12 protein-coding genes are annotated in these 12,757 nt (G+C 64.1%); 8 read left to right on the top strand and 4 right to left on the bottom strand.

Features of this window, described 5'->3' with window-relative positions; all coding sequences use genetic code 11:
* The first annotated feature begins 168 nt into the window (after positions 1-168).
* Positions 169-1,020 carry a calcium-binding protein gene (locus tag ACQS5P_RS04485; protein WP_428939708.1) on the top strand — a complete coding sequence of 284 codons (852 nt, stop codon included), beginning with the start codon at positions 169-171 and terminating at the stop codon, positions 1,018-1,020.
* 62 nt (positions 1,021-1,082) lie between these two features.
* Here ACQS5P_RS04485 and ACQS5P_RS04480 read toward each other — a convergent pair whose 3' ends face one another.
* Positions 1,083-1,739 (bottom strand): peroxiredoxin, encoded by a 657-nt coding sequence (locus ACQS5P_RS04480; RefSeq protein WP_428939707.1) that lies wholly within the window; start codon positions 1,737-1,739, stop codon positions 1,083-1,085.
* Positions 1,740-1,997: 258 nt separating this feature from the next.
* Here ACQS5P_RS04480 and hpt point away from each other — a divergent pair, with 258 nt between their 5' ends.
* Genes hpt through ACQS5P_RS04465 form a run of 3 tightly spaced genes read left to right on the top strand, consistent with a single transcriptional unit; the run spans position 1,998 to position 4,612 of the window.
* The gene (gene hpt / locus ACQS5P_RS04475) at positions 1,998-2,588 is read left to right on the top strand and encodes a hypoxanthine phosphoribosyltransferase (protein ID WP_428939706.1); all 591 of its coding nucleotides are present in this window, start codon (positions 1,998-2,000) and stop codon (positions 2,586-2,588) included.
* Positions 2,585-3,292, top strand: coding sequence for a hypothetical protein (locus ACQS5P_RS04470; protein ID WP_428939705.1), 708 nt, complete (start codon positions 2,585-2,587; stop codon positions 3,290-3,292). Before hpt ends, ACQS5P_RS04470 begins: the two co-directional genes overlap by 4 nt.
* Positions 3,293-3,328: 36 nt before the next feature.
* Positions 3,329-4,612 carry an amidohydrolase family protein gene (locus ACQS5P_RS04465; protein ID WP_428939704.1) on the top strand — a complete coding sequence of 428 codons (1,284 nt, stop codon included), beginning with the start codon at positions 3,329-3,331 and terminating at the stop codon, positions 4,610-4,612.
* Between the two features lie 28 nt (positions 4,613-4,640).
* Here the strand turns inward: ACQS5P_RS04465 and ACQS5P_RS04460 are convergent, their stop codons facing one another.
* Entirely contained in the window at positions 4,641-5,285 is a 645-nt protein-coding gene (locus tag ACQS5P_RS04460) for a hypothetical protein (protein WP_428939703.1), read from the bottom strand.
* Here ACQS5P_RS04460 and ACQS5P_RS04455 point away from each other — a divergent pair.
* Both ACQS5P_RS04455 and ACQS5P_RS04450 read left to right on the top strand, forming a co-directional pair.
* Positions 5,279-6,337: a sugar phosphate isomerase/epimerase family protein gene (locus ACQS5P_RS04455; protein ID WP_428939702.1), complete on the top strand. Its 1,059-nt coding sequence runs from the start codon at positions 5,279-5,281 to the stop codon at positions 6,335-6,337. The two genes, ACQS5P_RS04460 and ACQS5P_RS04455, sit on opposite strands and share 7 nt — an antisense overlap.
* Positions 6,334-7,464, top strand: a complete 1,131-nt coding sequence (locus ACQS5P_RS04450) for a hypothetical protein (protein WP_428939701.1) — start codon at positions 6,334-6,336, stop codon at positions 7,462-7,464. Before ACQS5P_RS04455 ends, ACQS5P_RS04450 begins: the two co-directional genes overlap by 4 nt.
* A gap of 44 nt (positions 7,465-7,508) precedes the next feature.
* On the opposite strand, the gene ACQS5P_RS04445 is transcribed toward ACQS5P_RS04450, so the two are convergent.
* A complete protein-coding gene (locus ACQS5P_RS04445; RefSeq protein ID WP_428939700.1) occupies positions 7,509-8,702 on the bottom strand; it encodes a GTP 3',8-cyclase MoaA in 1,194 nt (397 codons plus the stop codon).
* 128 nt (positions 8,703-8,830) lie between these two features.
* Between ACQS5P_RS04445 and ACQS5P_RS04440 the strand changes: the two genes are divergently transcribed.
* The gene (locus ACQS5P_RS04440; RefSeq protein WP_428939699.1) at positions 8,831-10,618 is read left to right on the top strand and encodes a hypothetical protein; all 1,788 of its coding nucleotides are present in this window, start codon (positions 8,831-8,833) and stop codon (positions 10,616-10,618) included.
* Positions 10,619-10,786: 168 nt separating this feature from the next.
* On the opposite strand, the gene trpC is transcribed toward ACQS5P_RS04440, so the two are convergent.
* Positions 10,787-11,614, bottom strand: coding sequence for an indole-3-glycerol phosphate synthase TrpC (trpC, locus tag ACQS5P_RS04435; RefSeq protein WP_428939698.1), 828 nt, complete (start codon positions 11,612-11,614; stop codon positions 10,787-10,789).
* A gap of 173 nt (positions 11,615-11,787) precedes the next feature.
* Between trpC and ACQS5P_RS04430 the strand changes: the two genes are divergently transcribed.
* Positions 11,788-12,723: a lysostaphin resistance A-like protein gene (locus tag ACQS5P_RS04430; RefSeq protein ID WP_428939697.1), complete on the top strand. Its 936-nt coding sequence runs from the start codon at positions 11,788-11,790 to the stop codon at positions 12,721-12,723.
* Positions 12,724-12,757 lie beyond the last annotated feature (34 nt).

Genomic DNA, 12,757 nt, shown 5'->3' with positions numbered 1-12,757 from the left:
GCGCGCCTCGGGCCACCTCGAGCCTGTCCGGACGTTTTTGGAATACCTCGGCTGGAAAATCCTGCTGTAGAGTATCAGGACGCATCAGACAGGACATCGCCGAGCACAACTGTGCGCGGTCGCCAGCCGCGCGGCGTTCGGCCACAACATCACAACCTGGGAGGTCCGATGTTTCGCAGGAGCTTCGTTGCGTGTGAGTCATTGGAATCAAGGCAGTTGCTGGCGTCGGCGGCGATCGACGCCCGCGGCAACCTGGTCGTCCGCGGCGATAACGTGAAAAACGATACGATCTTCGTCGGATACGCGCCGGGCAGGACGCAGATCCGCGTGAACATCGCCGGACAGGCCGAAAAGCTCTTCCCTGTCGCCAGTGTCAAACGCATCAGCGTTTACGGCCTGAGCGGAAATGACACCCTGTTTGTTAACGAGGAGTTCGGCACGATGCGAATCCTCGTGTACATGTACGGGAACATCGGCAACGACACACTGGCGGGCGGGGCCTACAACGACATCCTCTACGGTCTGCAGGGCAACGACACGATCTACACCAAGGAGGGCCGCAACTTCGCCGACGGCGGCGACGGCATCGACCGCATCGAGGGCGGCAGCAACATCGACACCCTCAACGGCGGCAATGGCGCCGACGGGATCATCGCCTGGCCCGGCAATGACATTATTCGCGGCGGGGCAGGCAATGACACCATCTGGGGCTTCGAGGGCGATGACCTGATCGATGGCGGGGCCGACAACGACGTCGTCTATGGCGGGGCGGGAAACGACACGATCATCGGCGTGGCGGGCAACGATTCGCTCCGCGGCGAGGACGGCAACGACGCGCTGGTCGGCATGACCGGCAAAGATACGCTCGAGGGCGGCAATGGAAACGACATCCTCTGGGGTGGCGACCCGGGCACCCTGGATGTCCTGGACGGCGGCCTGGGCCGCAACCTCCTCGGCCGAGCCACTCTCGCCGGCGCCGACGCCCTCAAACGCCTGCTGCGGTCGATGGGATACTACTAACAGTCGCGGCGGGAATCGAGGCTCCGCGTTTTGGCGCAGGCGATGAATACGGCGGGTTGCCGTCAGTTCGGCTGGGGCGCCACGCGCAGGTACGGCCTGAGCGCCTTCCAGCCACCGGGGAACTTCTTGCGCGCCTCCTCGTCGGAGACGGACGTGGGGATGATGACCTCCCCGCCGGGCTTCCAGTTCGCGGGCGTCGCGACGTTGTGCCTGGCGGTCAACTGGATCGCATCCAGCACCCGTAAGACCTCGTCGAAGTTCCGCCCGGTGGTCATGGGGTACGCCAGCATCAGCTTGATCTTCTTGTCCGGACCGATGACGAAGACGGTGCGGACGGTGGCGTTGTCGGCGGGGGTCCGCCCCTGGCAGCTCTCCCCGGCGTCCGCAGGGAGCATGTTGTACAGCTTGGCGATCTTCAGTTGCGGATCGCCGATCATCGGGTAGCCGACCCGATGCCCCTGCGTCTGCTCGATGTCGCTGATCCACCTGGCGTGACTGTCGACCGGATCGACGCTCAGGCCGATGATCTTGCAGTTGCGCCTGGCGAATTCCGGCTCCAGCCCGGCCATGTAGCCCAACTCGGTGGTGCAGACGGGCGTGAAGTCCTTGGGGTGCGAGAAAAGGATGGCCCAACCGTCCCCGATCCATTCGTGGAATCGAATGGTCCCCTGCGAGGTCTCGGCAGTGAAATCGGGGGCCGTATCATTGATCCGGAGCATGGCAGCCTCCTTCCGTATGGCCCGCCCCCCGAAAGCAATCCCGAAGCGGACGAGGCTATCCTCGCGCGTCGCCTTGTCAACAAAAATCCGATTACGGACATCTGTGCGCGGAAGATGGAAATGACGCCTAATCTGCCGGAATCTCGCAGAACCGGTTGCTTCATGTCCGGGGGCGTGCGTGCGGGCTGTCCGTGACAGGGGCAGTTGCCCGGCTTACTCCAATTCCCGCACAGACTGATATGAAGTAGACTGGCTGGTATGTCCCGCGACATGTATCAGGACATCGAGCGCGTGCTGATCCCGCATGACAAGATCAGCGCGCGGGTCCGCGAGCTGGCGCAACAGATCACCGAGGATCACTCCCCGCCGCGAATGGAAGATGCCGAGATCACCATCGTTCCGATCCTCACCGGGGCGATGATCTTCTGCGGCGACCTGATCCGTCACCTGCCGATCAAAATGCGGATCGGGCTGATTACGGTCAGCAGCTATCCCGGAGCCAGCATTCGCACGCAGGGCTCGCAGGTGCTTGGCAATCAACTCGGGGACATCCGCGGAAGGCACGTGTTGCTGGTGGACGACATCCTCGACAGCGGAGGAACGATCAAGCTGGTCGTGCCCCTGCTGCACGAGCTTGGGGCGGCGACCGTCAAAACCTGCGTGCTGCTCCGCAAGGATCGCCCGGCGGCCAAGAGCGTGCCGGTCGATTATGTCGGCTTTGAGATTCCCGATGTGTTCGTGGTGGGTTATGGCCTGGACTACAATAACTACTACCGCAATCTGCCCGATATCGTGACGTTGAAAAAAGAGGTGTACGAAGGCAGCCGGGCGGAATCGAAGTCAAGATGAAGCAGGCGGACACAGTCACGAGCGCACAAAGGCACCAGGGCGGCAGGCGGAGGCTTGAGGCCGCCGGTTTGTGGTTGCGGGCGTGGGTGGCTCGGCTGCTGGTGTGGCGAGGTGCTCCGTGTCTTGCGCAGCAGGCGTCTAACGCTCAGACGGCCACCGCCTCACCGGGCGTCGCCACGCCGCTGACGGCGCTGCTCAGCCGCCACGTGCTTCAGGACGGCGAGATCATCCTGCTGGTGCTCAAGCCGTCCCTGTGGTTCATCATCCTCAGCATGCTGCGCTTTGCGGCGGCGGTCGGCATCGTGGTGCTGGCGGCGGTCGTGTATGACGAGCGGTTGCCAGGACAGGTACGGACCTGGGTGGAGGCGGGGATTTTCGTGCTGGGCGGGCGGCTGATGTGGTCGGTGCTGAGCTGGATGGGACGATGGTACATGCTCACGGACATGCGGATCGTGAGCATCTGCGGGGTCTTCGGCCTGCACATCTTCGACTGCCCGCTTCGCAAAGTCGCCCGTACCCGCATCCTTTACACCACGCGCGAGCGCCTGCTTCGCGTCGGCTCCATCGAGATCATCCCCTCCGACCAGACGCTTCCGATCGGGCTTTGGCAGACGGTTGCCAAACCGGTCCAGGTGCATGAGCAGATCATCTCGGCCATCACACGCGCCAGGCAGGGCGGCAGGATGTGCGACAATGGTGGCTAAGGCCCCGGCCCCTGGCAGACGGAGAGCGACGTCCGCATGGCAGCTTCCGGCAAGATGGTGATGACCGCGGCATGGGTCGCGCCCATGGATGCGCCGATCATCCACAACGGAGCGGTTGTCATTGCGGACGGGCGGATCGTCGCTGTCGGACCGGCTCGCAAGCTTCTGGCCGATCACGGGCACGGCGCCTGCCGGCAGGATCTGCCCGAGGCGATCCTGCTTCCCGGGCTGGTCAACCCGCACACGCACCTCGAGCTGAGGACCTGCACCTGCGGCGATTCGGCGCCGGGCAGTTTCGCGGAGTGGATCCTTTCGATCCGTCAGCGCATGCGCGAAGGCTCGCCGCCAGCTACCGACCCCGAGCAATCCATTCGCCAAGCCGTTGAGGTGGGGATCCAACAGTGCCTGCGCTTTGGAGTCACGACCGTCGGTGACATTTCGCAACAGATGCACGTGACGCGCCCGCTGCTGCGCGATTCACCGATCCGGGCCGTCAGCTTCGGAGAGGTGATTGGCCTGGCCCGATTACGATGGCGCTTTGATGAGCTGCTGCCGCGCGCTGTTGATGGCTCGATGGAGTCCTCGAGGCTGCGCATCGGACTGACACCTCACGCGCCGTACACGGTTGATCTGCCCGGCTACCGCCAATGCCTGCATATCGCCCGCCAGCGGCGCCTGCCGTTGGCGACGCATCTGGCCGAGACCATCGAAGAGCAGCAGTTCATCACGCATCACTCCGGCCCGCTGCGACAGCTCTGGGAACAGATCGGCTCCTGGGCCGAGCCGGTGGAAACCTTCCGCGACGGCACGCCCGTGGCCATGGCGCACGCCCTCGGCCTGCTGGAGTATCCCACGCTGCTGGCACACGTGAATTACTGCGACCAGAACGATCTGGAGCTGCTGTCGCGCGGGCGGGCAAGCGTCGTCTACTGCCCGCGGACGCACCGCTACTTCGGGCATCCGCCCCATCGCTGGCGGGAAATGCTCGCCCGTGGCATCAACCTGGCCGTCGGCACCGACAGTTGCGCCAGCTCGCCGGATTTGAACATCGTCGATGACCTGCGGCTGCTTCAGCAGATCGCCCCGCAGATGCCCAGCCAGGCGCTGTGGCAACTGGCCACCGTGCGCGCCGCCCGCGCGCTGGGGATGCACGATTCGATCGGCAGTCTGACCGTCGGCAAGCGCGCGGATCTGGTGGCATTTCCCGTCGCTGGCAGCGATGGTGAGGATCCGCTGGGCGCGATCCTGAGCGATCGGCGCACACCAATTGGTGTCTGGATCGAAGGCCGGCCACCTGTCGGAGCCGGACCACCAGGATGACGATGGAAGTAGCGGGCGTGCGGGTCGCTTACGCTTGATCCTCTTTCAACTCTGTCGAGAGCATCGACACAACCTGGCGCGCGGTGGCCAGGCGTCGTCGGGCGATCTGCCGGATCGGCTCGAAGTGGAAGCCGTCTTTCAGGCGGGCGTCCCAGTAGTTGTACTGTTCGCGCTTTTCGCAAGCCTGGACAACCTGGTTCACCCCGTCGCCCTGAAGAGCCAGTTGGATGGTCAGCCCCACAAGCCCGACAACACCGAAGTCTTCCAGGTTGACCACGTCGGCCAGCAGCCGGGCGTCTTCGAGCATGGGCTGGCGGTGTGGAGTTTCCTGGAGGATGCGGCTGGTGCGGTCCAGCAGGTCCTCGTCCACGGTGTCGCCGACGGTGCTGACGAGCAGCTCGGCGGCCTGCTCGGCGCGTTCGCGAAGATTGGTGCGTCCCAGTTTTCCGCTGGTGGGGGGCTTGGCTTGGCGCATCGGGAGCTGAAGCGCATAGCAGGCCAGTTCCAGCGCCGCCAGGTCTGGTTCGGCGACCAGGTCCATTGCGACGAATCGCTGGATGCGATGCCAGAGGCGCTGGGCATCATCGATCAGGCGAGGCCCTTTCAGCCCTCGCTCGTCGACGGTTTCCAGCGCGTGCGTGAGTAGTTTACGCACCTTCGCATCAAGTGACATGGACCGCATCCCTGCGACTGATTGTCATGGCTGCGCCGTTAACGGGAGAAACCGGCCGCAGCCTCGTTGAGCCGAGAGATCGCGGCGCCGCATCAGCGTACTGGCCAGCTTTCGGCAGCACCCGCGCAGCGTCAGAGTATAGACGCCCGCGCTGCGCATCGCGAGCACAAACTTGTCGCGGCGTTTTTGCCAAAGGCACGGGCGGCGGTATGATCCCCGGCATGTATATCTGCCTCAATCAAGCAACTGCGGGTGGGGGAATGGGCATGGAGGCGTTTGTCCAACTGGCGGCAGAGGCGGGCTTCGCTGGCGCCGACGTTAATCTGGGCTATGCCGCCGAACGCGGCGCCCACGCTTTACGCGACCTGTTCGCCAAACACAAACTTCGCTTCGGCGGCTGGGGCGTTCCCTTTGACTGGCGCGATCCAGCCAAACACGAGGCCGGTATCAAGACGCTGAAGAGCCACGCCGCCCTCGCCGCCGAGCTGAAGATCGACTCCTGCTGCACGTGGCTGCTGCCCTCCTCGAAACTTGCCTTCCGCCAGAACTGGGACTGGCACGTCGCGCAGCTCAGGCCGGTTGCACAGGTGCTGGCCGAGCATGGGCTGCGGCTGGGGCTGGAGTTTGTCGCGCCGTATCACCATCGCCGCAGTGGAGCTCACGAATTCATTTTCACGCCGGGACAGATGCTGGAGCTTGCCGACGAGATTGGCCCCAACGTCGGCCTGCTGGTGGACAGCTACCACTGCTACTGTGCCGGCGAGCCGTTTTCGCGGCTCGCGCAGATTCCCGCTCAACGCATCGTGCTGGTGCACCTGAACGACGCGCCGCCCGGACCGATCCATGCCCTGGAAGACTTCAATCGCAGACTGCCGGGCCAGGGCGTGATGGATCTGCCTGAGTTCATCGCGGCGCTGAAACAGACCGGCTACGCCGGGCCGGTCTCGCTGGAAGTCTTCAGCCCCGAACTCAAGGCCCTTTCCGCTCAGGACGCCGCCAAACGTGCCTGGGAAGCGACCAGAAAGGCCTTGTCCGGGACGGGGATCGTATGAGACTGCTTCTCAGGCTGATGGCTACGACGATCCTGTGCGCTGCCGTCGGCGGCTGCGCGCGGGAGATCAATCCCTTCCCAACCAAAGCCGAGTCCGATTCGCTTTCGGATATCGCACAACTGACTTTCGGCTTCAGCCGGGCCGGCGAGGCGTATTTTTCGCCCGACATGAAGTGGCTGATTCTCCAGGCCATCCCCGAAGGCCAGCAGCACTACCAGATGTACGTTGCGCCGGTGAAATACGGACAGCGAACGGCCCAAACCAGCACGGTGGCGCCGCAGGAGATCGTCGGCCTGGGCAGTCCGATCCGCATCAGCCCGCCCAACTCGCGCAACACCTGTGGGTACTTTTCACCGGACGGAAACTCGCTGATCTTCAGTTCGACCGCGGGCAAGGAAGATCCGACCGAGCCGCCGGCAGGATACCAGCGACAGGGACGGGATTACCGCTGGAGTTTTCCGGCTGGCATGGAGATCTATCGCGCCGACGGCTGGCAGGGCGCCGTCGCCGCCGCCGAACCCAACGCCATTGTCGATCTGGCCCGGCATCGTTTGACCGACAACGACGCCTACGACGCCGAAGCATCCTACTCGCCGGACGGAAAATGGCTCGTGTTCAGCTCGAACCGAACCGGCGACCTGGAGCTGTTCGCGATGCGTGCCGACGGCAGTGGGCTGGTGCAGCTCACGTTCAGTCGCGGTTACGACGGCGGGCCGTTTTTCTCGCCTGACGGCAGACGCATCGTCTATCGCAGCGATCGTAAAGGCAACGACTTGCTTCAGGTGTTCGTGGCGGATGTGGTTTTTTCGGCCGACGGAGCCATCCGGGGAATCGCCAACGAAAAACAGCTCACACGCGATCAACACGTGAACTGGGGGCCATACTGGCATCCCGACGGCAGGCACATCGTCTATGCCACCAGTGCCCACGGTCACGACAACTACGAGATCTACCTGATGCGTGCTGACGGCTCGCGAAAGACGCGGATCACGCACACTCCGCCCGGCGTGCCCGATGTTCTGCCCGTGATCTCTCCCGATGGCCGATACCTGGTCTGGTCCAGCCGCCGGGATGGAAGGACAACTCAGGTATATCTGGCCAGATTTCGGCTGCCGCGGGGAAGTTAAGCAACATTCCGGCAGGGCGTTATTGGCAATGGTGCGTGCGCCAGCTATCCGCCGATCCGGCTCATCTGCTCATTGCCGTGAGCACCGTGAACATCGGGCTTGAGGCGGACGCACTCGGCCATCGCATGTGCAACAGCCCGCCAGCGCTGGGCAGGGTCTTTGAAGGATCGCATCAGCTCACGGATCGGTACTTCGCCGCCCTCGAACAGGCAGCTTCGCAGTACCCCGTCGGCGGTCAGTCGCAGCCGGTTGCAGGTGGCACAGAACGGCGCGGACATGGCGCTGATGAATCCGATCCTGCCCCTGGGATTACCCTGCTCAAGCCGATAGACATTCGCCGGACCTACCCCGGCCTCGCTTGCGCGGTCCACCGGGACCAGCGGCCCCAGCTCGTTTTCAATCCTGGCTCGAACCTCCGCTTCAGGCACCAGTACGTCGCCGCGATTTTGCGCCCCGCATCCGCCGGCGGGACCCATCTCCGACGCATCAACCGAGGGCAGAGGATCACGTGTCGAAGGCAGCAGCGTCCCCTGTCCATTCGACCCTCTGCTTTCTGCGGGCCGGCCTGGCCCATGCATCAACACCGCATCTCCCAGGGGCATGTATTCGATGAAGCGAATGGTCAGGCGTCGCGACAGGCTCAATCGCGCGAAGTCCACGAACTCATCATCATTGGTGCCGCGCATCGTCACGCAGTTGACTTTCAGCGGCAGCAACTCCGCATCTTCTGCCGCATCCAGCCCCCGCATCACCTGTGCCAGATCGCCCGTGCGGGTAATTCGCTTGAACCGATCGGGCCGCAGGCTGTCGATGCTGACGGTGACGCGATCCAGCCCCGCCTGCTTGAGCGGATGGGCCAGGTCTTCCAGAAGCATGCCGTTGGTGGTCAGCGACAGGTCTTCGATGCCGCGGATTCGGCAGAGCATCATGACCAGGTCGGCCAGCCCGGATCGGACAGTGGGCTCTCCGCCGGTGAGCTTAAAGCGTCGGATGCCGTGGATTTCGATCGCCGCCCGGACGATGTCGCAGATCTCTTCGAAGCTGAGGATGTGATCCCGTGGCAGCCAGGGCACGCCCTCCTCGGGCATGCAGTACACGCAGCGGAAGTTGCAGCGGTCGGTGAGACTGATGCGCAGGACCCTGACGGCGGCGATGGACCGCGGTCCGGTGTCGAACTGCCCCTGCGCCAGCCGCGCCGGACCGCTTGCCGAGAGATTCTCCAGAACTGGCAGCCGCATCGGGAAGCAAATTGTAGTCAGCCTCGTATCCACAGGTATAGACGATCTTGCGATTTCTAACCTGAAGTGTTTTGACCGGTCATCTCAGATGTGTTAGATACTCCGCGCAGACACCACAAGGAGAACCAATGAAATCGATTCGACAGGGAATGGCGGTGGCGGTGGCGATGCTGCTGCTTGGCAGCGGGCTGCTCAGCGCACAGGTACTTGAGCAAGTGCCCACGGACGCCCTGGTCGTGCTGAAAATCAGGGATCTGAAGGCAACCAGTGACAAAGTCGCCCGGCTGGCGCAGGACCTGGGGCTGGCGGCGATGTCGCCGGAAATGGCTGACCCGCTGGCAGCCATCCAGACCAAACTCAACATCCAGAACGGACTGAACGCCAATGGCGAGGCGGCGTTCGTGTTCATCGACCCGGACAAAGCCGGCGGTCGGCCCGATCAGGCCATGCTGCTGCTGATCCCGGTCTCCGACTACAAGGCATTTTTGGGCAACTGGCCCGACGCCCAGCTTCAGGACAACGTGGCTCAGGTGCGGATGGGTGAGGCCCATGAGCCGGGTTACGTCGCCAACTGGGGTGCCTTCGCCGCGCTCAGTCCCAGCAAGGACCTGGTCGCCAACAAGCCGCCCACAGGCATCACCCTGCCCGCCGTCACCTCCAAACACATGCAGAACAAGGACGCGGTGCTGCTGGCCAATACCCCGGCGATCCGCGCCAAGCTGCTGCCCAAGCTCCAGCAGGGACGTGAGGAAATCCTCGCCAAGGTGGAGACGGGCTTGAGAAATGAGCCGCAGGCCGCCAAGTACGTGCCCACCGTTCGCGCCCTGGTCAACCAGGCGATGAACCTCGCCGAAGGCTTCCTGCGCGATGCCGAGTCGGCGGCGATTGGAGTCAGCCTGGCGCCCGAGGGAATCAACTTTACCGTCATGTCCGAATTCGCCCCCACCAGCTACATCGGCTCCACCATCGCGGCGATGAAGAACACCGACGCGCCGCTTGTGGCGGGCCTGCCCGATGGCAAGTACCTGGTCTTCGGCGGCAGCATCAGCGATCCCGCCATCGCCGCCAGGCTCGTGGACGATCTGATCCAGCCGATCGTCAAGGAACTGGTCGCCGTCGGTGAGGCCGAGGGCAAGGCGGTGCAGGACTACATCGATGCGATGAAGGCGTACATCGCGGCGCAGACCGGGCAGGCGTTCGGAATGCTGGCGCCCAGCGGCGCCATCGGCGCCGAGCCGCTCATCCAGTTCATCAGCGTCCAGAGCGGCCAGCCGCAGTCGATGTCGGCGGCATACCAGAAGATGGTGACGGCACAGGCCGATGCCATGAAGGCCTTCAACATCCCCGGCGCTGCCGCGGCCGTGCCTTCGCTCAGCCCCAATGCCAAGACCGTCGCCGGCGTCCGCTTCGATCAGATCATCACCAAAGTTGACATGAACGCCCAGGACCCCATGGCCATGCGCCAGGCGCAGATGATGAACATGATGTACGGCCCGCAGGGAGCCGTGGTCAACATCGGGACAGTGGGCGACAAGCTGCTGGTGGTCTCCGGCACCAGCGATGAGTTCATCAGCAAGGCGATCGAGGCGGTCAAGACCAACGCCACGCCTCTGGCACAGCAACCGCGCGTGCAGAAAGTGGCCTCGCAGCTTCCGCGTCAGCGGATGGCAGTGGTTTACGTGCCCGTGGATGACATCGTCACCACCGGCTTGAACTACGCCCAGCAGTTCGGGTTCAACATGCCGGTACAACTGCCGCCCGACCTGCCGCCCATCGGTGCGGCTGTCTCCAGCGAGCAGTCGGCGATCAAGGTGGATGCCCACATCCCCACCGACCTGGTGCAGAGCCTGGTCGCCGCCGGAATGCAGGCGATGATGCAGATGCAGGGCGGCGGCCCGCGTGGAGGCGGACTGTAACCCGATCGCGCCAGCGTCGCGCCGGCAGGCCATTGCGGATTGTGGATCTCGGATTGCGGATGCAGGCACGTTCTGATCCGTCATCCGGGATTCACAATCCGCAATGTTTTTTGCGTCGTTGGAGCGTAAATGGGCAGGGCATCGGATCGCGGCGCGAATCCGCTCCGTTCACCGCCTGTCTGAGCCGGGCCACATCAGCGATCGAATCTTGCCGGCGATGTCGTCGCTGCGCATCAGGCTTTCGCCCACCAGGATCGCTCGCACGCCCGCGGCCGCCAGCTTGGCCACGTCCAGGGCGCTTTCAATGCCGCTCTCGCTGACCAGCACATCGCGATTCTCCACCAGCTCCGCCAGACGCAGCGTCGTCCCCAGGTCCGTCTTGAAGGTCCGCAGGTCCCGGTTGTTGATTCCGATCAGGCTGTAGCTGCGATGCGGAAAGCCAATCACACGATCGCGAACCCGGATCAGATTCTCCATGTCGTGAACCTCGATCAGGCACGTCATGTTCAGCTCGGTGGCCAGAATCTGAAGGTCGATCAGCTTGCTGATCTCCAGGCACTCGGCGATCAGCAGGATGGCGTCGGCCCCGGCCGCCCGCGACTCGTACACCTGGTAAACATCGATGATGAAATCTTTCCGCAGCACCGGCAGAGGCACCGCCTCGCGAACCGCCCGGATATACTCCAGCCGGCCCTGGAAGTACTGCTCATCCGTCAGGACGCTGATGGCGTCGGCGCCGGCGGCGGCGTACTGCCGAGCGATCGACACCGGATCGAAGTCCTGGCGGATCACCCCCGCGCTGGGCGAGGCTTTCTTGATCTCCGCAATCAGGTTGAGCGGCTTGTCTTTCGGCTCGCGCGTCACGGCGCTGAAGAAGTTGCGTGGTCGCGGCGAGGCCAGCGCCTGCTGCTTCAACTGCTCCAGCGGCACCGCGGCACTGCGCTGGGCGATTTCACGCTGCTTGGTCTGAATGATCTGCTCGAGAATCGTGCTCATCGGGTTCCGATCTGGGACGAGGCTGGCTCGTCTGCTGACTCTGCTTGCGGCCTTCCCTCATCGCCACATTTCCCGATTGTATCTGCTGAATCTAGAATGTCGCGGCCGGCATGGGCCGGTTGCTTGACGCCCGGCCCACGTCCCGGCGGGTCAATCTTGGATCGTTCAACCTGATGCCAATCCTGTTTCCGCGGATCCTCGCTCAGACCCAGCCGACCAGCGATCAGGAGCCGCTGATGCTGATGCTGGTGCTGGCGGCGGGGGGGCTGCTGCTGGCCGGCGCCGTCGGCGCGTTCCGCGCCCGCAGTATCGTTGGTCCGCCGAGGCTGGCGCCCGGCGAACGGCTGGCGCCGCTTTGGGAGGTGCTGCTGATCGGCCTGGCGACGTGGTTCGCATCGCAGGTCTTTTACGCAAGCTTGGTTGGCGGCGGCGAACATCAGGCGCCGGCCGCGCCATCGACGGCGGCCACCACGACTCCGGCGACGGCGCCGCCGGTTTCGCTTTCCCCGCGGCAACTGGTCATTCTCACCGTCTTCGCCCCCACGCTTGCGGTGATCGCCTTGTGTGCCGGCACCGCGACGCTGCGCCCCGGCGGGCTGCGCCGCCTGGGTCTGGGCGCCCACGACGCCGTCCGCGCCCGCACGGCAGGCGCGCTCGGCGCGGCCGTGATCCTGCCTCTGACTTACCTCAGTGCCTGGCTCACGCAGCTCCTGTGGCAGTGGCTGGGACTGGAGCATCCGCAGGCCCATCAGCTCCTGCAGCAACTGCGCGATTCGCCTGATCCGCTGCTGCGGATTCTCATCGTGGTCTCCGCGGTGCTGGTCGCGCCGGCGTTCGAGGAGATCTTCTTCCGCGGCCACCTTCAGACCGCCACGCTGTACACGCTGTTTCGCAGGCCCGACATGCCGGTTGCGCGATGGACCGCCGTGCTGCTCAGCTCGCTGGTGTTCGCGTCGGTCCACGAGTGGTGGACTCGCCCGCCGATCTTCTTTCTGTCACTGTGTCTTGGTTACGCCTATGAGCGGACGGGGAATCTGTGGGTGCCGATCCTCATTCACGCCGCCTTCAATGCCGCCAATGTCATCATTGTCCTGATGCATCTGGCCTGACGGTTGCGGCGGATTGCACCCGGTTCTTGTTGCC

Source organism: Fontivita pretiosa (assembly GCF_050410795.1).
Taxonomy (GTDB): domain Bacteria; phylum Planctomycetota; class Phycisphaerae; order Tepidisphaerales; family Tepidisphaeraceae; genus Fontivita; species Fontivita pretiosa.
This window is presented reverse-complemented; position numbering and strand designations above follow the sequence as displayed.